The sequence below is a fragment of the Streptomyces drozdowiczii genome, from assembly GCF_026167665.1.
Taxonomy (GTDB): Bacteria; Actinomycetota; Actinomycetes; order Streptomycetales; family Streptomycetaceae; genus Streptomyces; species Streptomyces drozdowiczii_A.
Window position 1 is genome coordinate 6,229,993 of sequence record NZ_CP098740.1, and the last position, 25,711, is coordinate 6,255,703.

Here is a 25,711-nt window from a genome sequence, read left to right on the forward strand (position 1 = left end):
GGTGCGTCCTCCGGGGGCCAGCGACTGTATCAACGGCGTCCGTTCACGGCGGGCCGTGTGTCACCGGTCCGGCCGGAAGTGCCCCGCGCACGGGCGGGTGGCGCGGGGCACCGGCCGGACGGTCAGAACTGCACGTCGGAGCAGGCGTAGAAGGCGTTGCCGGTGTCGGCGATCGTCCATACGCCGAGGATCAGGTGCTTGCCGGACTTCTGCGGCAGTACGCCGGAGTGGCTGACCGTCGAGCCGGGCAGCCGTCCGCCGAAGGGCACCGTGAGGAACGGCTGCGTCTCCAGGTCGGCCCGGGTGAGCGGCTTGGCGGGGTCGTAGCCGTCCTTGGTGATGTAGTAGCGGAAGTCGGTCGTGGCGTGCCGGGCCTCGATCCGCCAGTTGAACGTGTAGTTCTGGCCGGCGGTGACCTTGGTGGCGGGCCAGGCGCCGCCGCGCGGGTCGTCCAGCTCGGAGAAGCGGCCGATGCCGCCCGAGCAGATGTGGCCGTCGGCCGGGCCGCGGGTGGGGAAGCCCTTGGGACCCTCGACGCTCGGCGGCTCCCACTGGATCTGCCCGCAGCGCTTGACGGTGCCGATGCCGCAGAGCTGCTGCCTGCTGATCGGCGAGTCGGTGTAGCCGTGGCTCTGGGCGGGGGCCGAGGTGGCCAGCAGGGCCGCACCGGCGACCGCCGACCCGGCCAGTAACGAGGTGATCTTCCTGCGCATATATCGCTCCTGGAGATGTGGGGTGATGTCCGGAGAGTGCTGCGGTCTAGACCAAGGGTGAGCGTAACGGTGGCAATTTGACATGTCTAGACCAAGGAAAGGTGCCTTGTGCTAAGGGTTTCCGGCGAGGTTGGTCCGTTGGCTGTCGTCTGGTCACCCCGATGCGCTTTCGGGTGGGCCAATGGCTCAGTCGATCGAGTTCAATTTGAGCCAACCGCCCTCCGGATGGTCTCATGTATCCGTCGATGGCGCTGCGGACCTCCGCGGCGCCTTTTTCATGCCTGAACTCTTGACCGAAACGGAGAGCCGGTGAACCGGAGTGGGGGAGCAGCAGTGCTGAGGAAAGCATTCGGGGCCCGGGACCCCGGCCGGATGCGGCTGCGCTTCGCCTGCCGCGCGGTGCTCGGCATCGGACTCGCCGTCGTGGTGTGCGGGCTCGTCGGCCACTCGCTCGTGGCGGCCATCACCGGCGGCCTGGCCGCGCTGCTCGCCCTCTTCACCGTGACCGACCCCACGGTCCGGGGCCAGGCGGTCACCACCGCCCTGCTGCCCGCCGTCGGCTTCCCGGTGCTCGCGCTGGCCGCCCTGCTCCACGACCACCCGCTCGCCCGTGACACCGCGTTCCTCGCGGTCATGGGGCGGGGGTCTACGCGAGGCGGTGGGGGCCGCGCGGGCACTCCCTCGGCGTCTTCGCGTTCATGGCCTTCTTCACCACGCAGTTCCTCCACACCCTGCCCGGGCAGCTCCCCGAGCTCTACTCCGCCGTCGCCCTGTCCCTGCTCTGCGCGGCGGCCGTCCGCTTCGGCCTCTGGTGCTACGAACGCCGGCTGACCGTCCCCGCCGCGCCCGCCCCGCCCGCCGGCACCGGCCTGGCCAGGGTCACCACCCGGCAGGCCGTCCAGGCGGTGACCGGCGGAGCCGTCGCCCTCATGGCCGGGCAGCTGATGTCCGACCAGCGCTGGTACTGGGCCGTCGGTGCCACCTGGTGGGTCTTCGTGAACACCGCCTCGCGCGGCGAGACGCTGGTACGCGGCTTCCGCCGGGTGCTCGGCACCCTCATCGGCATCCCGGTCGGCCTCGCCGTCGTCGTCCCGCTGCACGGGGCGCCCGTGCCGACCGCCCTCGTCGTCGCCGCCGGGGTGTTCGGGATCTTCTACACGGCCGCGGTCTCCTACACCTGGATGATGCTCTCGGTGACGGTCATGGCCGGTGCGCTCTACGGCTCGCTGGGCGTGCTCGACCCCGGGCTGCTCGCCCTGCGGCTCGGCGAGACCGCCGTCGGCGCGCTCGGCGCGATGCTCGCGGTGCTGTGCGTGCTGCCCGTCACCACGCACGCCACGACCGACGCCTGGATCCAGCGCGCCCTGCGCTGCGTGCACGCCTGCACCGAGGAGGCCGCCGCCCGCCTCTCCGGCTCCGCCACCGCCGACCCGGCCCCGCGCATCGCCGAGCTGGAGACGCTCCTCGGCCGCGTCCGCCTCTCGCTCGCCCCGCTCGTCCACCCGCTGAGCCCGCTCCGCGCCCGCCGGGCCCGGGCCGGACACGTCCTGGCCCTGCTGGACGAGTGCGCCCGCGAGGTGCGGGGCCTCGCCTCGGTGGCCGCCGACCCGGAGGCGTCCCACGACGCCCGGCTCGCCGCCGCCTGCTGGCGCGTGGAGAACGCGGTCGAGGCCCTGACCGGCCGTACCGCCGTCGCGTCCGCCGTCCCGGCGCACCCGGCCGCCACCGAACCCGCCCTCGCCCACCTGCACAGCCTGGAACGCGCGCTCGCCGAACTCGCCGTGCCGCTGCACAGCCCGCCGAGCGCCCCCCTCGTCACGGCCTGACCCCAGGGCCTTTCCGCCACCCTTGGTCTAGACCGCGCACCCGCACTGCTACCGTCGCCGCGAAAGATCACGACGGCCACGTCCGCCGCGCACAGCCGGCGGGGAGGAGCAGCGGTGGACAGCAGCAACGGAGCGGGACGGGCATTCATCGGGTCGTTCACCTCGGCGGGCGGGCGGGGCGTCACCGTCGCCGCCGTGGACGCGGAGACCGGCGCGCTCACGGTCCTGGGGGCCACGGACGCCGTCCCCGACCCCTCCTACCTGGCGCTCGGCCCCGGCGGCACGGTCCTCTACGCGGTCAGCGAGACCGAGCCCGGCGGCGCGGCGGCCCTGGACGTCAGCACGGACGAACCCCGCCCGCTCGGCGCGGTCCGGGCGGTGGACGGCGACGGCCCGACCCACCTCGCCCTCGCCGCCGGACACCTGGTCACCGCGAACTACGGCTCGGGCAGCGTCAGCGTGCTGCCCGTCGCCGGGGACGGCACGCTCGGACCCGTCGCCGCGGTCCTCGCGCACGAGGGCGGCGGACCGGTCGCGGACCGCCAGGAGGGCCCGCACGCCCACCAGGTCCTGCCCGACCCCTCCGGAGCCTGGGTGCTCAGCGTCGATCTCGGCACCGACTCGGTCCGCGTCTGCGCGGTCGACCCGGCCACCGGCGAGCTGCGCACGCACGGCGAGACGGCCCTGCGCCCCGGCACCGGCCCGCGCCACCTGGCCTTCCACCCCTCGGGCCGCCACGCCTATGTGCTGAACGAGCTGGAGCCCACGCTCACCGTGTGCCGTTGGGACGCCGCGGCGGGCGTCCTGGAACCGGTCCGCGAGGTGCCGGTGCTCCCCGAGGGCGTGACCGTCGAGAGCTACGCCTCCGAGGTCGTCGTCGCCCACGACGGCCGGTTCGTGTGGGCGGCCAACCGGGGCCACGACAGCATCTCCGTCCTCGCGCTCGACGCGACCGGCGAGCACCCGTCCCTGGTCACGACCGTGGGCTGCGGCGGTCACTGGCCCCGCGACCTCGCGCTGGACCCGGCCGGGCGCCGGCTCTACGCGGCCAATGAGCGCAGCGGGAACGTCGCCTGGTTCACCGTGGACCCGGAGACGGGCGTCCCGGCCCACGGGGGCACCCTGGACGCCCCGGCGGCCTCCTGCGTGGTCTTCGGCTGAGAACCGGCGAGGCCCCGGTGCCGGACTGCCGTCCGGGCCGGGGCCTCACGCATGCCGGAAGGGTCAGCGGGCCTGCGCCCCCTGGGCCACGGCGGGAGCGATCCCGAGGGCCGAGGTGTACATCGAGAGGACCAGCTTGCCGATCGCCGGGTACGCGCCCAGCGGCTCGGCGCTCGCGCAGCCGGCCTCCTTCGCCGCGGCGTCCAGCAGGCCCTCTTCCACCTCGGGGCCCACCAGGTACGGCGCCACGGCCAGCTGGAGCGAGCCGGAGCCCTTCAGCTGATCGGCGATCGCGGCGACGGAACCCTCCACGTCGAGCGCGGCGGCCATCACCGGCACCGCGAGCCGGGCCGCGAGCAGCATGCCCGTGATCCCCGCCGCCTGCACGGCCTCCTCGCCGCCCACCGTGGCGAGCACGATGCCGTCGGCGGCCGTCGCCACCGTGAAGAGCCTGGCCCGGTCCGCGCGGGCCAGCCCGGCCTCCGACAGCCGGACGTGCAGCGCCTCGGCCAGCAGCGGGTGCGGGCCGAGCACATCGGTCAGCTCCGCCGGGGCCTCGCTGTCGGTGATCGCCTGACGTATCCGCTGCACCAGCGCGCTGTCCGGACCCGCGAGCAGCGGGACCACCACGGCGGCCGGGCCCGCGGGCTCGGCGACCTCACGGCCCGCGGCCAGTGCCTGCTCGTACCGCGCGGTGCGCTCGGCGGCGGAGTGCGCGATCACGGAGGCCAGCGCCGGGTACTCGGCGTCGTCCCCGTCCACGTAACCGATCAGGGCGTTCAGACCGGGCAGCTCGGAACGGGCGATGCTGATGACCTCTTCGGCGAGACCGCGGCTCGTCGAGGAGGGGGTACCGGGAACGGCGAGAACGAGCGCGGCAGCGCCCTCGGGTGCGACCACGGGCTCCGGGCGGCGGTGCCGTCCGGACTGGCGAGGTCGCGGCATTCGTACAGGCAGGCCGGAAGCGGGCCCAGTGGGGGTGCTCATGGCGCCGCATGCTACTGGTTTCGGACGGCTCCCTGCGCGGGGAGGGTCCGGTCGAGCGGCCTCTGTCCGCTTTTATCCGATCAGCGGCTTACCGGGCGACTGCCCTGATCTGTCGTCAGCGCTCTCGTGCCCGTCGCCCTACGAGCGGGGCCCGGGCGCCGGAACGCAGAGCAGCGTCGGGTGGCGCGGCAGCCTCAGCCCCCCGGTGTCGAGGGCCTGGGCGATGCGCAGCGCACCGATCAGGGGATCACCCGAACCGGGGACCGCCCGTGCCCGGGGCAGCAGCTGCGCCAGCTCCTCGCGCAGCGGTACGAGCAGCGGCTCGCCCATCCGGAACAGCCCGCCGGTCAGCGCGACTTCGTAGCCGTCCTCGTCCGCCTCCGCCTCCGGGCACACCGCCGCGGCCGCCTCCGCGATATGCGCGGCGGCCTCCCGCAGGATGCCCGCGGCGACCGGGTCGCGGTCCGCGCACACGGCCACCTCCGGCGCGAACGAGGCCAGCAGCGCGGGCCGGTCGGCGCGCGGATAGAGCAGACCGGGCAGCTCCTGCGGCGGCCCGAACACCGCTTCCAGCCTGGCCAGCAGCGCGCGCGAACCACCGCGCCGCCCGTCGTACGCGCGCATCGCGGCGTCGAGTCCGGCCCGCCCGATCCAGGCGCCGCCCCCGCTGTCGCCGAGCAGGTGCCCCCAGCCGTCCGCCCGCCGCCACTCCGTCAGGTCCGTGCCGAGCGCGATCAGCCCGGTGCCGGCGGCCACCACCGCGCCGGGCCGCTGCCCGACCGCCCCGGCGTACGCGGTCACCGCGTCCGCCGCGAGCGCGATCCGGCGCACCCCCAGCGCGTCCGCCAGGGCGCCCGGCAGTTCGGCGCGCAACCCGTCGCCCAGCGTGGCCATCCCCGCGGCGCCGACCGCCGCGGCGGTGATCCGCCCACCGGGGGCGTGCCCGTCGAGCAGACCGCGTACGGCGGGGAGCACCTGGTCCAGGAGATGCGCTGCGTCGATGCCGCGCGGCCCCGTGCGCACCGGGCCGCCGCACGCGACGGTGGCCAGTGGGGCGTCCGCACCGGCCGTGCCCAGCGCCACCCGGAGCCCCGAGCCGCCCGAATCCACGCCGAGTACATAGGTGTCCGGTTGCCCGTGTGACGTCATGGACCGGCTCCCGGGTGCGCAGAGGTGAGTAACGGGCAGCACCCTATCCCCGGGGCGCCGCGTTGCGCCGGTAGGGTGATCTTCCGTGACAGCGCGACCGTTGAACGAAGTAGTCGAGCCCGGCTGGGCCGACGCCCTGGCCCCGGTGGCGGGGCGTATCGCCGCGATGGGCGATTTCCTGCGTGCGGAGGTCGCGGCCGGCCGCACCTACCTCCCCTCCGGGGCGAACGTGCTGCGCGCGTTCCAGCAGCCCTTCGCGGACGTACGGGTCCTGATCGTCGGTCAGGACCCGTACCCCACACCGGGAATGGCGATCGGGCTGAGCTTCGCGGTCTCCCCGGACGTGCGCAGGCTGCCGGGCAGCCTGGAGAACATCTACCGGGAGCTCAACGCCGACCTCGGGCTGCCCCGGCCGTCGAACGGCGACCTGACCCCGTGGACCCGCCAGGGCGTGCTGCTGCTCAACAGGGCGCTGACCACCGCGCCCCGCTCGCCCGGCGCCCACCGCGGCAAGGGCTGGGAGGAGGTCACCGAACAGGCCATCCGCGCCCTGGCCGCCCGGGGCAAGCCGCTGGTGTCCGTGCTCTGGGGCCGCGACGCCCGCAACCTGCGGCCGCTGCTCGGCGACCTGCCCGCCATCGAGTCCGCCCACCCCTCCCCGATGTCCGCCGACCGCGGCTTCTTCGGGTCCAGGCCGTTCAGCCGGGTCAACGAACTGCTCGTCGCCCAGGGCGCCCAGCCCGTCGACTGGCGGCTTCCCTAAAAGCTCACACCTCGACCGCCGCCGCCCGTACGCACAGCACGTCCGGCAGATGCGAGGCCAGTTGCTCCCAGCTGTCCCCGTCGTCCGCGCTCGCGTACAACTCGCCGTTGCGGTTGCCGAAGTAGACCCCCGCCGGGTCCGCGTCGTCCGTGCAGAGCGCATCGCGCAGCACCGTGCCGTAGTGCGCGCTCTCCGGCAGGCCCGCCGACAGCGGCTCCCAGTGGGCGCCCGCGTCGGTGGTCCGGAAGACCCGGCAGCGGTGCTCGGCGGGCACCCGGTCGGCGTCCGCGTTGATCGGGAAGACGTACGCCGTGTCCGCGCGGTGCGGGTGGGCGGCCACCGCGAAGCCGAAGTCCGAGGGCAGGCCCGCGCCGATGTCCGTCCAGCGGCCCCCGGCGTCGTCGCTGCGGAAGACCCCCCAGTGGTTCTGGAGGTAGAGGCGGTCCGGGTCGGCCGCGTCCCGGCTGACCTTGTGCACGCACTGGCCGAACTCCGGGTCCGGGTCGGGCAGGAAGACCGCCGAGACCCCCTTGTTGGCCGGGGTCCAGCTCGCACCGCCGTCGGTCGTCCGGAACACCCCGGCGGTGGACACCGCGACCGTCACGGCGCGCGCGTCCCGCTCGTCGGTCAGGATCGTGTGCAGCCCCTCGCCGCCCCCGCCGGGCACCCAGCGCGAACGCGTCGGGTGCTCCCACAGCGGGCGCACCAGCTCGAACGACTCGCCCCCGTCCTCGGACCGGAAGAGCGCGGCCGGCTCCGTGCCCGCGTAGACGACGCCCGGCGCCTCGGGCCCCGCCGGCTGCAACTGCCACACCCGCTCCAGCGAGGTCCCGGTGAACTCCGGGAACTTCACGGCCGGGGTCTTCGGTTCGACCCAGCTCGCGCCCAGGTCGTCGGAGTGGAAGACGGACGGGCCCCAGTGCGCGCTGTCGCCGCCGACCAGCAGCCGGGTCCGGTCGCCCCGGGTGTCGATGGCGACCGAGTAGATCGCCTGGGCGTTGAAATGAGGCCCCTCGAACTCCCATGTGCCGCCGCGCCTGCGGCCGATGAAGAGCCCCTTGCGGGTGCCCACGGTGAGCAGTACATCGGTCATGACCGAACCTCCCGAAACGCCGTTGTGCCGGATATCGGTCAGTCTGCACCCCGGCACTGACAGCGGCCCGGACCACGGCCCGGGGTGTCCCCGGCCCGGACGGTCCGCGTCTCAGCGGCAGGGCGGCGCCGTACTGCTGCGGACCACCAGATTCGTCGCCAGGTCCACCCGGGTCGTCGCGGGCTGCCGGCCGCGGCCCAGGTCCAGGACCAGCCGGGCCGCCGTCTCGGCCATCTCGATCAGGGGCTGGCGCACCGTCGTCAGCGGCGGCCCGATCCACCGGGTGAGCGGCAGGTCGTCGAAGCCCACGACGCTCAGGTCCTCCGGGATGCGCAGACCCAGCTCGCGCGCCGCCTCGTACACACCGAGCGCCTGGAGGTCGTTGCCCGCGAAGACGGCGGTCGGCCGGTCCGCCGAGCGCAGCAGCTCCATCCCGGCCGCGTACCCCGCCTCGTGCGAGAACTCGGCCTCGCGGATCAGCGACTGGTCGATCGGCACGCCCGCCGTCTCCAGGGCGGCGCGGTAGCCGTCCACCCGGGCGCGGCTGCACATCATCCGGGACGGCCCGGCGACGACGCCGATCCTGCGGTGGCCGAGCCCGGTGAGGTGGCGGGTCGCGGCGAGACCGCCCTGCCAGTTCGTCGTACCGACCGACGGGATGTCGTCGCCCGGGTCGCCGGCCGGGTCCACCACCGCGTACGGGATGCTGCGGCTGGTGAGCTGCGCGCGCTGGGCGGCGGTGAGGTCGGACAGCACCAGGATGACCCCGACCGGCCGGCGGGCCAGCACCCCGTCGACCCAGGTCTGCCCGGGGCTGAGGCGGCCCGCGCTCTCCGAGAGGACCAGGCTCAGCCCCTCCTCGCGGGCGACGTTCTCCACCCCGCGTACGACCTCCATGGCCCACGCGCTGTCCAGCTCGTGGAAGACCAGGTCGATGAGTTGCGACTGCGTGGTCGAGCCGCGTCTGCGGCGGTAGCCGTGCTGGAGCAGCAGCTCCTCGACCTTGGTGCGCGTACCGGGCGCGACATCGGCGCGGCCGTTCAGCACCTTCGAAACTGTCGGAGCCGAGACTCCGGCCGCTCGGGCGATTTCCGCCAGCGTGGCAGTGCCGTCCGACGGCGCTGCGGCAGGCGCATTCTCCTGATGTGACTGGACGTTTGCGGGGCTCATACAGCGAATCGTAACCGCCCGGCGCCCGAACGGGCGCGGGAGCCCGGGCGAAAAATTCGCGGTCCGCGACCTCTTGACTGGCCGGAAACACGACCGTACGGTTCCGGCAACATTCGCAAGCAACTCCGAAAGATTCGACAGAGGTGCGGTCATGCGGTCGGGAATTTTCAGTCAGGGCAAGCGTGCGGCGAGATGGACCGCGGCCGGTGCGGCCATGGTCATGGCGGGAGTCCTGGCGGGCTGCGGATCGGACGGTGACAGCGGAGGCGGCGGCGCCACGCTGACCGCGTACGTCTACGGCGACGACGCCGTGAAGGTGCAGCAGGCCGCGGTCAAGGAGTTCAACAAGACCTCCGACGTCAAGGTCAAGCTCGTCTCCGTCCCCGGCACGGACTACGTCAACAAGCTCCGCAGCGCCATGGGTTCCCCGAGCGCCCCCGACATCTTCTTCAACTGGGGCGGCGGCTCGATCAAGCCGTACGTGGACGCGAACCAGCTGGTCGACCTCACCTCGACGTTCAAGGACGACGCCACCCTGAAGAACGGCTTCCTGCCGTCGATCGTCACCGCGGGCAGCCTCGACGGGAAGGTCTACGGCGTCCCGATGCGCGGTATGCAGCCCGTGATGCTCTTCTACAACAAGACCCTCTTCGCCGAGAACGGCGTCCAGGTCCCCAAGACCTGGGAGGACCTCCAGAAGGCCATCAAGACCTTCAAGGGCAAGGGCGTCACCCCGTTCGCGCTCGGCGGCTCCGACAAGTGGCCCGAGCTGATGTGGATGGAGTACCTGCTCGACCGGATCGGCGGCCCCGACGTCTTCCGCAAGATCCAGAACGGCGACAGCTCCGCCTGGGGCGACCCGGCCGTCCTGAAGACCGCCCAGACCGTCAAGCAGCTCGTGGACGACGGCGCCTTCGGGGAGAACTTCAACTCCGTCGACTACGGCAACGGCGGTGCGCCCACCCTGCTCAACAAGGGCAAGGCGGCCATGCACCTGATGGGTTCGTGGGAGTACTCCACGCAGCTCGGCAAGGCGCCCGACTTCGCCAAGAAGGACCTCGGCTGGGCGCCCTTCCCGACCGTCGCGGGCGGCGTCGGCGACCCGGCCGACGTGGTCGGCAACCCCACGAACTACTGGTCGGTGAACGCCCGCACCAAGCACAAGGACGCGGCCATAGCCTTCCTGAAGACCATGGCGTCCAAGTCGTACGCGCAGGCCCTCGTGGACAACGGCGACGTGCCCACCACCTCCAACGCCGCCTCCATGCTCAGCGGCTCACCCAACCCGAAGTTCGCCACCGACCAGTACGAGATGGTCCAGAAGGCCCCCGACTTCACCCTGTCCTGGGACCAGGCGCTCGAGTCCAAGATCGCCACCCCGCTGCTCACCGAGATCAGCAAGCTGTTCGCCGGCAAGTCCACGCCCGAGCAGTTCGTCGCCGCGATGAAGGCCGTCAAGTAACGATGTCCCACGTCTCCTCGTCACCCAAGGTGCGCGGAGGACGGAAGGCGGCCGCCGGAAACGTCGGCCGCCCCCCGGTCGCCTGGGCGCTGCCCGGCATCCTCTTCTTCGCCCTCTTCGCGATCGTCCCGCTGGCGATCGCCGTGTACCTCTCCTTCTGCCACTGGGACGGGCTGAACTCCCCGACCTCCGCCGGCACGGCCAACTGGACCCGGCTCTTCAAGGACCCCGAGTTCCGCCAGGCCGCCTGGCTCAGCCTGCTCCTCACCACCATCAGCTGGCTCTTCCAGACCCCGGTGGCCCTGCTCCTCGGCGTCTGGGCGGCCGGCCGGCAGCGCAGCCGCGCCGTGCTCTCGGCGGTCTTCTTCATCCCGCTGCTGCTCTCCACCACCGCCATCGCGATGCTGTTCCACGCGCTGCTCGACCCCAACTTCGGCGTCATCAAGGAGATCGGGCCCTGGTTCGGCATCGACCCGAACATCATGGGCTCGTCCACCGGCGCCCTGCTCACCGTGGCGTTCGTCGGCGGCTGGCAGTTCATGCCCTTCCACACCCTGATCTACCAGGGCGGCACCCGGCAGATCCCGCAGGTCCTCTACCAGGCCGCCGAGATCGACGGCGCGGGCATGTTCCGGCAGTTCTTCCACATCACCCTGCCGCAGCTCCGCAACACCATCACGACCTCCTCGGTCCTGATGATCGTCGGCTCGCTGACCTATTTCGACACCGTGCTCATCATGACCAAGGGCGGTCCGGGCACGGACACCACCATCCTGCCGTACCTGATGTACCGCACCGGTTTCCAGACCTACGACCTCGGGTACGCCGCCGCCATCGCGACCGCCCTCGTCGTCGTGGCCACCGCCCTCTCGCTGATCCTCGTCCGCTTCAGCGGCTTCGGGAACATGCGCTCCACCCGGGAAGGTATGTGACGCGATGTCGACCGACACCCGCCCCGCGACGCGCCCCGCGCAGCCCCTGACCCGTACCCGCCCCGCCACCCCGCGGCGCCGGCGCAGGTGGGGCAACCCGCTGGCCGGCCTCGGCTCGCTGGTCTGGCTCGTGCTCGTGATCGTCCCGCTCTACACGCTGGTCTCGTCCTCGCTGATGCACCAGGACGAGGCGCTGAACGGCGACCCGCTGGCCGTCCCGACCGACCCCACGCTCGAGAACTACCGCACGGTCCTGGACAGCGGCTTCTCCACGATGCTCTCCAACACGGCGATCGTCGCCGTGGCCACGGTGGCGATCGTGCTGGTCCTCTCGATCCCCGTCGCGTACGTCGCGGTACGCACCCGCAGCAGGCTCTCCGGACTCGCCTTCCGCACCTTCCTGCTCGGCGTCGCCATCCCCGCCCAGGCCGTGATCGTGCCGCTCTACCTGCTCATCAGCAAGATGGGCCTGTACGACAGCCTGCCGGCCATCATCCTGCCGACCGCCGCGTTCGCGATGCCGGTGGCGGTGCTGATCCTCAGCGGCACCATGCGCGACGTCTCCGAGGAGATGTACGAGGCCATGGCGCTCGACGGCGCCTCCTCGCTGCGGATGCTGTGGCAGCTGGCGATCCCGATGTCCAAGGCGGGCATCAGCACGGTCGCGATCTACACGGCGCTCCAGGCATGGAACGGCTTCCTGTTCCCGCTGATCCTGACCCAGTCGGAGGAGAACCGGGTGCTGACCCTCGGTCTCTTCAACTTCATGTCCCAGTTCGGGGTGAACATCCCGGCCGTGCTCGCCGCGATCGTGCTCTCCGTCGTACCGATCTTCGCCGTGTACCTCGTGGCACGGAAGGCACTGGTCAACGGACTGATGGGGGTGGGCGGCAAGTAGCGCACCCATGCCGCCGCGTACCACCGCACTCTTGAGAGGAATCCCCGCCGCCATGGCAAACCCCCCTGTTCCGCATGCCCGCAGGACCGAAGCGGCCACCGCCGTCGACGGCCCCTGGCAGGACCCCGCGCTCCCCCCGAGGAGCGCGTGGCCGACCTCGTCTCCCGGATGACCCTCCAGGAGAAGACCGCCCAGCTGTACGGAATCTGGGTGGGCGCCGATGCCGACGGGGACGGGGTCGCCCCGCACCAGAACGAGATGGTCGACGCCATCGACTGGGACGCGCTCATCCCGCGCGGCCTCGGCCAGCTGACCCGCCCCTTCGGCACCGCCCCCGTCGACCCGGCCGTCGGCGCGATCTCGCTCGCCCGCGCCCAGCGGGCCATCGCGGGCGCCGGCCGCTTCGGCATCCCGGCCCTCGCCCACGAGGAGTGCCTGGCCGGCTTCACCGCCTGGGGCGCCACCGCCTACCCCGTCCCGCTCTCCTGGGGCGCCGCCTGGAACCCGGACCTGGTCACCGAGATGGCCCACCGGATCGGCGGCGACATGCGGTCCGTGGGCATCCACCAGGGCCTCGCCCCGGTCCTGGACGTGGTGCGGGACCTGCGCTGGGGGCGCGTCGAGGAGACCATCGGCGAGGACCCCTACCTCGTCGCGACCATCGGCACCGCGTACGTGAAGGGCCTGGAGTCCGCCGGCATCGTCGCCACCCTCAAGCACTTCGCCGGGTACGCGGCCTCGGCCGGCGCCCGCAACCTCTCGCCGGTCCGGGCCGGGGCGAGGGAACTGGCCGACGTCATCCTGCCGCCCTTCGAGATGGCCCTCATCGACGGCGGCGCCCGCTCCGTCATGCAGTCGTACGCGGAGATCGACGGCGTCCCCTCGGCGGCCGACCCCGCCCTGCTCACCGGGCTGCTCCGGGACACCTGGGGCTTCGAGGGCACCGTCGTCGCCGACTACTTCGCCATCGGCTTCCTGGAGACCCTGCACAAGGTCGCCGAGGGCCGCGCCGACGCCGCCCGCCTCGCCCTGGGCGCCGGGGTCGACGTGGAACTGCCCACGGTCCGCAGCTACGGCGACGAACTCGCCGCCGCCGTCCTGGCCGGTACGGTCCCCGAGGCCCTGGTCGACCGCGCGCTGCACCGGGTCCTCCTCCAGAAGTGCGAACTCGGGCTGCTCGACCCCGACTGGTCCCCGCTCCCCGCGCTCCTGCGCGACACCGACCCGGACCGGGCCCGCGAGACCATCGACCTGGACCCGCCGCGCAACCGCGCCCTCGCCCGCGAACTCGCCGAACAGGCCGTGGTCCTGCTCGCCAACCCGCAGGGGGCGCTGCCGCTCGCCGGGACCGGGCGGATCGCGGTGATCGGCCCCCGCGCCGACGACGCGCTCGCCATGCTCGGCTGCTACTCCTTCCCCAGCCACGTCGGCGTCCTGCACCCCGAGACCGCCATGGGCATCGACATCCCCACCGTGCTCGACGCGGTGCGCGGCGAGTTCCCCGCCGCCACGGTCACCGGCGCCCCCGGCTGCGAGGTCGACACCACCGACACCTCGGGCATCGCGGAGGCGGTGGACCTGGCCCGGGATGCGGACGTCTGCGTCGCGGTGCTCGGCGACCGGGCCGGGCTCTTCGGGCGCGGCACCTCGGGCGAGGGCTGCGACGCCGACGACCTCGCGCTCCCCGGCGTGCAGGGCGAACTGCTCGACGCGCTGCTCGACAGCGGGACGCCGGTCGTCCTGGTCCTGCTGACCGGCCGCCCGTACGCGCTCGGCCGCTGGGCGGACCGCACCGCCGCCGTGGTCCAGGCGTTCTTCCCCGGCGAGGAGGGCGGCCCGGCCCTGGCCTCCGTGCTCTCCGGCCGGGTGAACCCCTCCGGCCGGCTGCCGGTCTCCGTCCCGCGCCACCCGGGCGGCCAGCCGTGGACCTACCTCCAGCCGCCCCTCGGGCTCGCCAACGGGGTCAGCAACCTGGACCCGACGCCGCTGTACCCCTTCGGCCACGGCCTCACGTACACCTCCTTCGCCTGGGAGCCCGGCGCCGCCGCCCCGGACGAGATCCCCACCGACGGCTCCGCCGACATCGAGCTGACCGTCCGCAACACCGGCGACCGGGCCGGCGCGGAGGTCGTCCAGCTCTACGTGCACGACCCGGTCGCCCAGACGACCCGGCCCGACAACCGGCTCATCGGCTACGCCCGGGTGCCGCTCGACGCGGGCCAGGAGGCGCGGGTGCGCTTCCGGTTCCACGCCGACCTGGTGTCCTTCACCGGCATCGGCGGGCGGCGCGTCGTGGAGCCGGGCGCGCTGGAGCTGCGGCTCGCGGCGTCCAGCGGCGCCGAGGACATCCGGCACACGGTGCACCTGCGCCTCACCGGTCCCGAGCGCACCCTCGACCACCGGCGGCGGCTGGTGTGCGACGCGGTGGTCGAACCCGTCACGGCGGCCGCCCCCGTACGGGGCTGACCGCACCCGGTGAACACCGGGCGGGGGCATCGCGCCCCCGCCCGGTCCGGCTCCACGAAACTTTCGAAACACCCATACCCGCGCAGGCCCACCCGGTCACCGGGAACCCGGCCGTGCGCCTCTCGAAAGGTTTCTGTCATGCGCAAGCCAATCAAGGCCGTGCTGATCGGCACCGCCGCCGCGGCCCTGCTCGCCCCCTGCACCATCAACGCCTTCGCCCACTCCGAGCACGGCGGGCCGAAGGACCCCCGGGACACCACGCTCGGCGCCCTCGGCCAGCGGTCCGGCGTGCGCATCGGCACCGCCGTCGACATGGCGGCCCTGGCGGACGACGCGCCCTACCGCGCCAAGGCCGCGAGCGAGTTCAGCTCGGTCACCCCCGAGAACGTCATGAAGTGGGAGGTCGTCGAGCCGAGCCGAGGCCGGTACGACTGGAAGGAGGCCGACAAGCTGGTCGACTTCGCCCGCGCCAACGGCCAGCTGGTGCGCGGCCACACCCTGCTCTGGCACAACCAGCTGCCCTCCTGGCTCACCACCGGCGACTTCACCGCCGACGAGCTGCGCGCCATCCTCCGCAAGCACATCACCGACGAGGCCCGCCACTTCAAGGGCCGCATCTGGCAGTGGGACGTCGTCAACGAGGCGTTCAACGACGACGGCACCCTGCGCGACTCGATCTGGCTCCGGAAGCTGGGCCCCGGCTACATCGCGGACGCCTTCCGCTGGGCCCACGCGGCCGATCCCAAGGCGAAGCTCTTCATCAACGACTACAACATCGAGGGCGTCAACGCGAAGAGCACCGCCCTCCACGACCTGGTCGTGAAGCTGCGCAAGCAGCACGTACCGATCGACGGCGTCGGCATCCAGGGCCACCTGTCCGTCCAGTACAACGCGCCCCACGACATCGCCGAGAACATGAAGCGGTTCGACGCGCTCGGCCTGGAGACCGCGATCACCGAGGCCGACGTCCGCGTACCGATGCCCTCCGACAGCACCGAGCAGGAGGCGCAGGCCGAGGGCTACGACGTACTGCTGCGCGGCTGCCTGCTCACCCGCAAGTGCACCGACTTCACCGTGTGGGGCTTCACCGACAAGTACTCCTGGGTGCCCGGCACCTTCGAGGGCGAGGGCGCGGCCAACCTCTACGACGAGAACTACAGGGCCAAGCCCGCCTACAGCGCCCTGCGCGACGACCTGCTGCTCGCCGCCGGCCGCGGCTGAGCACCGAGAAGGAGAGCAGCATGGACAGCGACATCCCCAACACCCCCGGGCAGACCAGCCGCAGAGCGGTCCTCGGCCTCGGCCTCGGCCTCACCGCGCTCACCGCCACCCCCCTCGGCTCCCTCGTCGGACTGACCGGTGAGGCGTCCGCCACCGGACACGGCCCCGCGCCCCGGCCCACCGACCCCGGCGCCTACATCACGTTCACCGCACAGCGCGGCAGCTTCCCGCTGGTCAGGCGCGGACGGGCGGCCCCGGTCCTGGTCAGCGACCAGGACTGGCCGGGCGTCGTCAGGGTCGCCGGCGACCTCCGCGACGACATCGCACGCGTCACCGGGGTCCGCCCCGGCCTCGCGCACGGGGCGGTGCCCGAGGCCCGCGAGATCACCATCATCGGCACGGTGGGCCGCAGCCCCCTGATCGACCGGCTGGTCGCCGGGGGCCGGCTCGACGTCTCCTCGATCCGGGGCAAGTGGGAGACCAGCCTCCAGACCGTCGTCGACCACCCGATGCCCGGCGTCGAGCGGGCATTCGTCATCGCCGGCAGCGACCAGCGCGGGACGATCTTCGGCGCGTACGACGTCTCGCGCGGCATCGGCGTCTCGCCCTGGTACTGGTGGGACGACGTCACCCCCGTACACCGCGACGAGATCCACGTACGGCCCGGGCGGCACACCCAGGGCACCCCGGCCGTGAAGTACCGCGGGTTCTTCATCAACGACGAGAACCCGGCCCTCGGCACCTGGGCCCCCGCCTACTTCGGCCCCGGCAAGGCGCCCGGCTTCGAGGGCGGCTTCAACGCGGACTTCTACGCCCGCGTCTTCGAGGTCATGCTCCGGCTCAAGGCCAACTACCTGTGGCCGGCCGTCTGGGGCCGCGCCTTCGCCGAGGACGACCCGCTCAACCACGCCACCGCCAAGGCGTACGGCGTCGTCATGGGCACCTCGCACGAGGCACCGATGATGCGCGGCATCGAGGAGTGGAACCGGCACGCCGTCGCCGCCGTACGCGACGCCGAGGGCACCGTCACCACCCCCGGCCACGACCCCTACGGCGGCACCGGCGAGTGGTCGTTCCGCCGCAACGCCGAAGCGATCAAGGCGTACTGGGCGGACGGCATCCGCCGGATGAAGGACGAGGACTTCGAGGGCGTCGTCACCCTCGGCATGCGCGGCAACGGCGACGTCAGCCTCCCCGACGGGGACGGCATCGAGCTGATGACCGAGATCATCGCCACCCAGCGGCAGATCCTCGCCGAGGTCTCCGGCAAGGACGTCACCACGATCCCGCAGGTCTGGACGCTCTACAAGGAGGTCCAGCGCTACTGGGACCGGGGCCTACGGGTCCCCGACGACGTCACCGTGGTCCTCACCGACGACAACTGGGCCAACCTCCGCAAGCTCCCCGACCCCGCCGAGGCCCCGAGGGAGGGCGGCTACGGGCTGTACTACCACTTCGACTACGTCGGCGTCGGCCGCAACTACAAGTGGGTCGACACCACGTCCCTCCCCAACATGTGGGACCAGCTCCACCAGTGCCACGCCTACGGCAACCACGGCCTGTGGGTCACCAACGTCGGCGATCTCAAGGGCAACGAACTGCCCACGCAGTTCTTCCTGGAGTACGCCTGGGACCCGGAGCGCTGGACTCTGGACCGGCTGCCGGAGTGGGAGGAGACGTACGCCCGGCAGAACTTCGGCGAGAAGCAGGCCGCCGAGATCGCCTCCGTCCTGCGCGAGTACGCCCGGCTCCAGGCCCGCCGCAAGCCGGAACTGCTCAACCGCCGGATCACCCTCGACCCGGCCAAGGACCCCGCCACCGACGGCTCGGCCGTGGTCTACGACGACCAGGCGTCCCCGTTCGGCCTCGTCCACTACCGCGAGCTGGAGCGCGTCACCGAGGAGTGGCGCCTGCTCGGCGAGCGCGCCCGGCGGATCGGGCGCCGGCTGCCGGCCTCCGCCCAGGACGCCTGGTACGAACTCGTCGGCTACGAGGTCGCGGCCACCGCCAACCTGTACGCGCTGCGCGAGGCGGAGTTCACCAACATCCATTACGCGGCACAGGGCCGGGCCCTCACCAACGAACTGGCGGCCACCGCAGAGGCACGGCTCGCCGACGACTTCGCGCTGGCCGACCGCTTCAACCGCAAGATCGCCGGCGGCAAGTGGCAGGGCTTCCAGACCCAGCCGCACATCGACTACGGCGACGTCGAACGCTACGGGCCCAACGCCCCCTGGCAGCAGCCCGAGATCGACAACGTGGCCATCAAGGACGTGCTCTTCCCGGCCGTCCGGCGCATCGAGCTGCCCGCACGGGCCGCGATGGGCGTCGCCGTGGACGGCTCCACGGCCTGGTGGCCGCACGAGACCGCGCCCGCCGTGCTCCCGGTGTTCAGCCCGTACCAGACCCGGCCCGCGCAGTACATCGAGGTGTTCAACCGGGGCCGCGCCCCGTTCGACTACCGGGTGCGGACCGGAGCGTCCTGGCTGACCGCCGACCGGGTGCGCGGCCGCGTCACCACACAGGACCGGATCACCCTGCGCGTCGACTGGGACCGGGCACCCAGGGGCGTCACCCGCGTCCCGGTCACCGTCACCGGACCCGACGGGGCGGAGGTGACCGTCACGGCGGTGGCGGACCGCCCGACGCTCTCCCGGGCCCGGCTCGGCGGCTTCGTGGAGGCCGGGGGATACGTGTCCATCGAGGCCGACCACTACCACCGTGCCGTCGGCGGCGGGGGCGTCACCTGGCAGCGCATCCCGGACATCGGACGCACCGGGGCCGGCATGGAGCCCTTCCCGGTCACCGCCGCCCGCCGGACCCCCGGCGGCCGGAGCCCGCGCCTGGAGTACCGGGTCAGCCTCTTCACCACCGGGCCCGTCACCGTGTACGCGTACCTCTCGCCCCGCAACAACGCGCTGCCGACCGACGGGCTGACCTACGCGGTCTCCTTCGACGACGACACCCCGCAGCGGGTGAACGTCACGAAGGTGACGGGGGCCGACGACGGGACCATGAACGCCCAGTGGGCCCGGCACACCTCCGACAACGTCGCCCTCACCGGCACGGTCCACCGCATCGCCGCCCCCGGGACGCATGTGCTGAAATTCTGGATGGTCGACCCGACCGTGGTCCTCCAGAACCTGGTGATCGACACCGGCGGCCTCGAACCCAGCTACCTGGGTCCGCCGGAAAGCCTCCGGCTGGACTGAGCCCGGGGGCCGCGAACGTACACGGGAAGGTGCGCAGCGATGACGGACGAGCACGGGGACAGCGGCATCCTGGAGATCGCCCCCGCCGGGGCGGAGGTCGGGATCACCGTCGCCATGCCGTCCGGCGGGCACACCTTCCTGTGCACCCCCGCCCGCGCCCGGGAACTGGCCGCCGCTCTCGGCTTCGCGGCGGACGAGGCCGAGAGCGGGCCGGCCCGCCACGTCACCGTCCGGGCGGACGAACTGCGCCGGGGCGATGTGCGCGACGGCGACCGCGCCATGACCGTGGAGGCCGTCCGCGTCGAAGGGGGCACCGCCCAGGTCACCTGGGCGTCCGGGGCGGGCCGCAGCTGGAACCAGATGTACGACGCCGACGCCTCGATCCCGCTCCGGCGCCGGGGCCGGCTGCCGGGGGCGTGAGCGTTCGCGCGCGGCCCGGCGGCGGGCGCACCCTGGAAGGGAGACCTTCCGGAGGTGAACGCCATGACCCGAACCGCTGTCGGTTGGCACATCGAGCTGGAATTCGAGGAGGACACCCACCGCACCCGCGCGGCCGCCCTGGTGCGGCTCTCCGACGGACAGGAGGTGCGCGCCCACGGCTACGCCAGCCGCCACCCCTCCGACGCCGAGCAGCCCCGGGTGGGGGAGGAGATCGCCGGAGCCCGCGCGCTCAACGAACTGGCGATGAAGCTCCTGACCAAGGCCCACGACGAGATAGACGAGGCGGCCGGCCGCAGCTCGTACCCGCTGAAACCCCGCTGACCCGGACTCCGCCGAGACCGCGGGCCGCTTGTACGAGAGTGGTCGTAATTTGACGGGCGTCGTACTACGGGATGTATCGTACTAGCGATCCTTCCGTACCCGGCGAAACGGAGTCCGTCGTGAGTGCCCTCTTCGAGCCCTACACCCTCAGGTCGCTTGTCGTGCCCAACCGGGTGTGGATGGCGCCCATGTGCCAGTACAGCGCCGCGGTGGAGGGCCCGGAGACGGGCGTGCCGAACGACTGGCACTTCGCCCACCTCGCCGCCCGCGCCACCGGCGGCACCGGCCTCATCCTCACCGAGGCCACGGCCGTCAGCCCCGAGGGCCGCATCAGCCCGGCCGACCTCGGCATCTGGAACGACACCCAGGCCGAGGCGTTCCGCCGGATCACCGAGTTCGTCAAGGCGCACGGCTCGGTGGTGGGCATCCAGCTCGCCCACGCCGGGCGCAAGGCGTCGACCGCCGCGCCCTGGACCGGCGGCCGGCCCGTCGGCCCCGAGGCGCACGGCTGGACCCCGGTCGCCCCCAGCCCGCTGCCCTTCGACGAGGGCTACCCGGTCCCGCACGAGCTGACCGCCGACGAGATCGCGGGCGTCGTGGACGACTTCCGGCAGGCCGCCCGCCGCGCCCTCGACGCGGGCTTCCAGGTCGCCGAGGTGCACGGCGCCCACGGCTACCTGATCGGCCAGTTCCTCTCCCCGCACAGCAACCACCGCACCGACGAGTACGGCGGCAGCTTCGAGAACCGCGTGCGCCTCGCCATCGAGGTGGTCGACGCCGTGCGCGAGGTGTGGCCCGAGGAACTGCCGGTCTTCTTCCGCGTCTCCGCCACGGACTGGCTCACGGAGAACCCCGAGGACGAGCGGGAGGGCTGGACGGCCGACGAGACCGTGCGGCTTGCGGCGCTGCTGCGGGAGCACGGAGTGGACCTGCTCGACGTCTCCTCCGGCGGCAACGCGCCCCGCGCCCGCATCGCCATCGGCCCCGGCTACCAGGTGCCCTTCGCCGAGCGTGTGAAGCGGGAGACCTCGCTGCCCGTGGCCGCGGTCGGCCTCATCACGGACCCGCAGCACGCCGAGAAGATCCTCACCGAGGGCCGCGCGGACGCCGTCCTCCTCGGGCGCGAACTGCTGCGCAACCCCTCGTGGGCCCGGGAGGCCGCCCGCGCGCTGAACGGCACCGTGCACGCCCCCACCCCGTACGGCTACGCCATCTGACCCACCCTCAGGCGATTCCCTTTCGCCCCCGACCGCCCCCTTCGCACCCAAGGTGTGCGAAGGGGGCGGTCTGCGTGGACCCGCCGCCCGGTTCGCACGGGACGCGCTTTCTATCGTTGAAAAATCCTCGCGCACGACTGTTGTTTTGCGTTTGATGCTGTGGCTCAATGTTCGATTGTGTGCTGTGCCTCACAGGTTCGAGGCACTTCAGCTCTCTCGACAGGACGACGCCTTGAGACCACAAACGCCCCACCCCCGCGCTCTGTTCAGGACAGCGGCCTGCGCCGCCGCGCTGCTCATCCCGCTCGGTGCCACGCTCGTCCCGGCCGCCGCGGCCGCCCCCGCGAGCGCCGCCTCGACCACCTTCAAGGCCGGCGACCCGGCCACCACCGTCCACGGGCTGAAGGGCGAGTACTTCAGCATGTCCGCGCCCGGCGCGCGGGACTTCGACAAGCTCGGCGGGGTCGCCCTCGAACCGAACATCAACTTCCCCGGTCTCGCGGGCACGTTCGAGTCGACCACCGGCCAGAGCGAGAACACCACCGCCCGCTGGAGCGGCTTCATCACCGCTCCCGAGGACGGCGACTACACCTTCGCCGCCAGCGGCGACAACGGCTTCCGGCTGTTCATCGACGGCAAGGCCGTCATCGACCACTGGGAGCCCGACTGGGACAACGAGCAGACCAGCGCGCCGATATCGCTGAAGGCCGGCGAGCCGCACGAGTTCAAGCTGGAGATGTTCCAGGACACCGGCGGCGCCAACATGTTCCTGCGCTGGTCCAGCCCGAAGCTGGCCAAGCAGTTCGTCCCCGAGTCCGCCTTCACCCCGCCCGCCGACTTCGAGGTCTACCCGGTCGGTCTGAGCGTCGCGGACAACGGCACCGAGCTGCACGCGGTCTTCGACGACAAGGTCAGCGACTACGCGGACCTGAAGAACCACCTCACCATCGAGGCCGACACCACCCCGATGCCGGTCAAGTCCGTCACCCGGGCCCGCGGGGGCAAGGAACTCGTCGTCAAGCTCGACGCCGCCGTCCTCAAGGACCAGCGCGTCAAGATCGCGTACGACGGCAAGGGCGGCCTGAAGGCGGGCGGCGAGACCGTCCCCGAGATCAACCGCACGGCCACCAACAACTCCACGCACCGCCTCACCACCAAGTGGGGCGACAAGGTCGACCGCAACCACCCGCTGCCCGAGTACCCCCGGCCGCAGCAGGTGCGCGACAAGTGGAAGAACCTCAACGGCCAGTGGGAGTTCGCCGGGCCAAGGCGGGCGAGAAGCCCGTCTTCGGCAAGAAGCTCGGTGAGCGCATCACCGTGCCGTACCCGGTCGAGTCGCAGCTCTCCGGCCTGGAGCGCCACGAAGACCACATGTTCTACCGCAAGCTCGTCACGGTCCCGCAGAACTGGGCCGTCAAGGCCGACAAGCACGGCAAGAGCAACCGGCTGAAGCTCAACTTCGGCGCCGTCGACTACCAGGCGACCGTCTGGGTCAACGGCAAGAAGGTCGCCGAGCACACCGGCGGCTACACCGCCTTCACCGCCGACATCACCGACGCGATCAAGGGCAGCGGCCCGCAGGAGATCGTCGTCGGGGTCACCGACACCACCGGCCCCGACCAGCCCACCGGCAAGCAGTCGGCCAACCCGGGCGGCATCTTCTACACCGCCTCCTCCGGCATCTGGCAGACCGTCTGGATGGAGCCCGTCGCCCCGGCGGCCGTCGACTCCCTGACGACCACCCCGGACATCGACAAGGGCAACCTCGCCCTGACGGTCAACTCCGGGAAGGCGTCGAAGTCCGCGACGGTCACCGCCGTCGCCCGGGACAAGAAGGGCAAGGTCGTCGGCCGGATCAGCGGCCCGGCCAACCGCGAGCTGAGCCTCCCGGTCGCCAAGCAGCACCTGTGGTCCCCGGACGACCCGTACCTGTACGACCTGGAGGTCACCCTCAAGGACGGCAGCTCCAAGGACACCGTCGACAGCTACTTCGGCATGCGCTCCGTCGGCATCGCCAACGTCGGCGGCTACCAGAAGATCGTCCTCAACGGGAAGCCGTTCTTCTCGCTCGCCCAGCTCGACCAGGGCTTCTACCCGGACGGCCTGAACACCGCGCCCAGTGACGACGCGCTGGTCTTCGACCTGAAGGCGCAGAAGGACCTCGGCTTCAACTCCGTGCGCAAGCACATCAAGGTCGAGCCCGCCCGCTGGTACTACCACGCCGACCAGCTCGGCCTGTTCGTGTGGCAGGACTTCGTCTCCGGCAACCTCACCAACGAGAAGGGCCACCAGGCCTTCATCGACCAGGGCGCCGAGGAGATGGAGCAGCTCCACAACTACCCCTCGATCGGTTCCTGGATCGTCTTCAACGAAGGCTGGGGCGAGTGGGACCGCACCGAGACCGGCAAGATCACCGAGAAGGTCCAGGCCGCCGACCCCTCCCGCATCGTCAACGCCCACAGCGGTGTCAACTGCTGCAACTCCAAGGGTGACTCGGGTAAGGGCGACATCATCGACCACCACGACTACAACAACACCGACCCGGCCTTCCCGGACGCCACCCGCGCCGCGATGGACGGCGAGCACGGCGGCTTCACCCTGCGGATGCCCGGCCACATGTGGCCCGGCGCCCCGACCGTCATCTACAGCGGTGTCGCCGACAAGGCCGCGCTGACCGCCAAGTACGTCGAGAACACCCGCAAGTACTACCTGGAAGCGGCCGGCGCCGAGCTGTCCGGTTCCATCTACACCCAGGTGACCGACCTGGAGAACGAGCTCAACGGCCTCTGGACGTACGACCGCCGCGAGATCAAGGTCGACGCCGCCCAGGTCCGCAAGATCAACCGCGAGGTCATCGCCGCCGGCGCCGCGGCGGGCTCACGCACCCCCGTCAAGGGCGGCGGCTCCTGGTCGCTGGACGAGAACAAGGGCACCAAGGCCGCCGACAGCGGCCCCAACCACAAGGACCTCACCCTCTCCGAGGGCACGTCCTGGACCCCCGGCGTGCACGGCTCGGCGCTGAAGTTCAACGGTGAGGGCCAGTACGCGGAGACCAGCGGCCCGGTCGTCGACACCACCGGTGACTACACCGTCTCGGCCTGGGCCTCCCTCGACGCCCTCCCGGGCAACTACGCCACCGTCGTCAGCCAGGACGGCCGGCGCCAGGAGAACCCGTTCTACCTCCAGTACGGTCAGGGCGCCTTCGCCTTCTCCACCCCCGGCGCCCACCGCGCCCGGGCGGAGCTGACCCCGGAGCTGGGCCACTGGTACCACCTGGTCGGCGTCCGCAGCGGTGACCTGATCAAGCTGTACGTGGACGGCAAGCTCGCCTCCACCGCCCCGGCCGGATCGGCCGACGTCAGCAGCGGCGCCCTGTCCGTGGGCCGCGCCAAGTGGTCGGGCAACAACACCGACTTCTGGAACGGCTCCGTGGACCAGGTCCAGGTGTTCGACAAGGCGCTCACCGACCAGGAGGTGACCGCGCTGTACGACGGCGGGAAGGCGTAACACCCCGCCACCCAGGACCGCTCCCGGCGGTGCGCGGCACAGGCCCGCACCGCCGGGAGCTTCCGGCTGCCCGGAGAAGGCGCCTTACGCCCCGCTGCTCTCCCGCACAAGGAGCCGGTGCGGCACCACGATCCGGCGCGCCGCCAGCCCCGAGAGCCGCCCGAGGACGCGCTCGCTCAGACACTGCACGGCCCGCTCGGCGAGCTGCGCCAGGTCGGGCGAGACCGTGGTCAGCGAAGGCGTGGCGAACCGCCCGTCCTCGATGTCGTCGAAGCCCGCCAGCGCCAGCTCCCCGGGCACCCGCACCCCCAGCTCACCGGCGGCCCGCAGCGCCCCCAGGGCCAGTTCGTCGCTGAAGCAGAACACCGCGTCCGGCCGCTCCGGCAGATCCAGCAGCTCGCGCAGCGCCCGCGAACCCTCCGCCCGGTGCAGGTCCGCCACCTCCACCTCGGCGACCGGGCTCAGCCCCGCCTCCGCGAGCCCCAGCCGGAAGCCCTCCGCCCGCAGCTCGGCCGTGCCGTGCCCCAGCGCGGACTGGAGCCCGATCGCGGCGACCCGCCGGCGGCCCGTCGCCACCAGATGCCGGGCCGCGTCCCGGGCCGCCGCCACGTTGTCCAGCGCCACATGGTCGATGGACCCGTGCGGATCGAGTTCGCCGAGGACGACGAGCGGCAGCCCGCCCGCGAGCGAGGCCAGTTCGGCGGGGGGAGTGGACCAGGGGCTGATGATCATCCCGTCCACCTGGTGCCCCGCGGAGCCGTCCAGCAGCCGCCGCTCCAGGTCGGCCCGGCCCCCCGTGCGCTCCACCAGCACCGTCCAGCCGCGCTCCTGGGCCGCGTCGATGAGGAGGCCCGTGAGCGCGCCGAAGTAGGGGGAGTGGATCTCAGGGACGGCCACCCCGACGATCCCCGTGCGGCCCTGCCGGAGGTTGCGGGCGGCGAGGTTGGGCCGGTAGCCCAGCTCCTCCACCGCGGCGAGCACCCGGGCCCGGGTGTCGGGGGCGACGGCCGCCGCGTTGCTCACCACATTGGAGACGGTCCTGACGGACACCCCGGCGAGCGCGGCCACGTCCTTGAGTCTCGCTGCCACGTTCGGTGCTCCTGCTCTCTGCCGGCGGGCTGTGCGCAGTGACCGTAACAGGTGGCGCGAGTTACCCCCGTACCCGCTCTTGC

16 protein-coding genes and 3 pseudogenes are annotated in these 25,711 nt (G+C 72.3%); 13 read left to right on the forward strand and 6 right to left on the reverse strand.

Going from position 1 to position 25,711, the window contains the following annotated elements; genetic code table 11:
• Positions 1-122: 122 nt before the first annotated feature.
• A complete protein-coding gene (locus NEH16_RS28315; RefSeq protein WP_265545763.1) occupies positions 123-713 on the reverse strand; it encodes a lytic polysaccharide monooxygenase auxiliary activity family 9 protein in 591 nt (196 codons plus the stop codon).
• A 372-nt stretch (positions 714-1,085) separates the two neighbouring features.
• On the opposite strand from NEH16_RS28315, the pseudogene NEH16_RS28320 reads away from it, so the two are divergent.
• A pseudogene (locus NEH16_RS28320) lies at positions 1,086-2,539 on the forward strand (FUSC family protein).
• 114 nt (positions 2,540-2,653) lie between these two features.
• Positions 2,654-3,700: a lactonase family protein gene (locus NEH16_RS28325; protein ID WP_265545765.1), complete on the forward strand. Its 1,047-nt coding sequence runs from the start codon at positions 2,654-2,656 to the stop codon at positions 3,698-3,700.
• A 63-nt stretch (positions 3,701-3,763) separates the two neighbouring features.
• Here the strand turns inward: NEH16_RS28325 and NEH16_RS28330 are convergent, their stop codons facing one another.
• Positions 3,764-4,687, reverse strand: coding sequence for a sirohydrochlorin chelatase (locus tag NEH16_RS28330; RefSeq protein WP_265545767.1), 924 nt, complete (start codon positions 4,685-4,687; stop codon positions 3,764-3,766).
• Positions 4,688-4,825: 138 nt separating this feature from the next.
• A complete protein-coding gene (locus NEH16_RS28335; RefSeq protein WP_265545769.1) occupies positions 4,826-5,836 on the reverse strand; it encodes an N-acetylglucosamine kinase in 1,011 nt (336 codons plus the stop codon).
• A gap of 85 nt (positions 5,837-5,921) precedes the next feature.
• On the opposite strand from NEH16_RS28335, the gene NEH16_RS28340 reads away from it, so the two are divergent.
• Positions 5,922-6,599: a uracil-DNA glycosylase gene (locus tag NEH16_RS28340; protein WP_265545770.1), complete on the forward strand. Its 678-nt coding sequence runs from the start codon at positions 5,922-5,924 to the stop codon at positions 6,597-6,599.
• Between the two features lie 4 nt (positions 6,600-6,603).
• Here NEH16_RS28340 and NEH16_RS28345 read toward each other — a convergent pair whose 3' ends face one another.
• Entirely contained in the window at positions 6,604-7,692 is a 1,089-nt protein-coding gene (locus NEH16_RS28345; protein WP_265545771.1) for a WD40/YVTN/BNR-like repeat-containing protein, read from the reverse strand.
• 111 nt (positions 7,693-7,803) lie between these two features.
• Positions 7,804-8,862, reverse strand: coding sequence for a LacI family DNA-binding transcriptional regulator (locus NEH16_RS28350; protein WP_265545773.1), 1,059 nt, complete (start codon positions 8,860-8,862; stop codon positions 7,804-7,806).
• Positions 8,863-9,076: 214 nt separating this feature from the next.
• Here NEH16_RS28350 and NEH16_RS28355 point away from each other — a divergent pair, with 214 nt between their 5' ends.
• From NEH16_RS28355 to NEH16_RS28400, 10 genes and pseudogenes are all read left to right on the forward strand, one after another.
• Positions 9,077-10,324 carry an extracellular solute-binding protein gene (locus NEH16_RS28355; RefSeq protein WP_079193040.1) on the forward strand — a complete coding sequence of 416 codons (1,248 nt, stop codon included), beginning with the start codon at positions 9,077-9,079 and terminating at the stop codon, positions 10,322-10,324.
• Positions 10,325-10,326: 2 nt separating this feature from the next.
• Positions 10,327-11,256 (forward strand): carbohydrate ABC transporter permease, encoded by a 930-nt coding sequence (locus NEH16_RS28360; RefSeq protein ID WP_265545774.1) that lies wholly within the window; start codon positions 10,327-10,329, stop codon positions 11,254-11,256.
• Between the two features lie 4 nt (positions 11,257-11,260).
• Positions 11,261-12,154, forward strand: a complete 894-nt coding sequence (locus tag NEH16_RS28365; protein WP_265545776.1) for a carbohydrate ABC transporter permease — start codon at positions 11,261-11,263, stop codon at positions 12,152-12,154.
• Between the two features lie 52 nt (positions 12,155-12,206).
• Positions 12,207-14,620 (forward strand): annotated as a pseudogene (locus NEH16_RS28370) (glycoside hydrolase family 3 N-terminal domain-containing protein).
• A 138-nt stretch (positions 14,621-14,758) separates the two neighbouring features.
• The gene (locus tag NEH16_RS28375; RefSeq protein ID WP_265545777.1) at positions 14,759-15,841 is read left to right on the forward strand and encodes an endo-1,4-beta-xylanase; all 1,083 of its coding nucleotides are present in this window, start codon (positions 14,759-14,761) and stop codon (positions 15,839-15,841) included.
• 20 nt (positions 15,842-15,861) lie between these two features.
• Positions 15,862-19,053 (forward strand): glycosyl hydrolase 115 family protein, encoded by a 3,192-nt coding sequence (locus NEH16_RS28380; protein WP_265545779.1) that lies wholly within the window; start codon positions 15,862-15,864, stop codon positions 19,051-19,053.
• A 39-nt stretch (positions 19,054-19,092) separates the two neighbouring features.
• Positions 19,093-19,473 carry a hypothetical protein gene (locus NEH16_RS28385; RefSeq protein WP_265545780.1) on the forward strand — a complete coding sequence of 127 codons (381 nt, stop codon included), beginning with the start codon at positions 19,093-19,095 and terminating at the stop codon, positions 19,471-19,473.
• A gap of 63 nt (positions 19,474-19,536) precedes the next feature.
• A complete protein-coding gene (locus NEH16_RS28390; RefSeq protein ID WP_164640429.1) occupies positions 19,537-19,815 on the forward strand; it encodes a DUF1876 domain-containing protein in 279 nt (92 codons plus the stop codon).
• Between the two features lie 119 nt (positions 19,816-19,934).
• Positions 19,935-21,032 (forward strand): NADH:flavin oxidoreductase/NADH oxidase, encoded by a 1,098-nt coding sequence (locus tag NEH16_RS28395; protein WP_265545782.1) that lies wholly within the window; start codon positions 19,935-19,937, stop codon positions 21,030-21,032.
• 232 nt (positions 21,033-21,264) lie between these two features.
• Positions 21,265-24,539: pseudogene (locus tag NEH16_RS28400) on the forward strand (LamG-like jellyroll fold domain-containing protein).
• An 84-nt stretch (positions 24,540-24,623) separates the two neighbouring features.
• Here the strand turns inward: NEH16_RS28400 and NEH16_RS28405 are convergent.
• Positions 24,624-25,628: a LacI family DNA-binding transcriptional regulator gene (locus NEH16_RS28405; RefSeq protein WP_265545783.1), complete on the reverse strand. Its 1,005-nt coding sequence runs from the start codon at positions 25,626-25,628 to the stop codon at positions 24,624-24,626.
• Positions 25,629-25,711 lie beyond the last annotated feature (83 nt).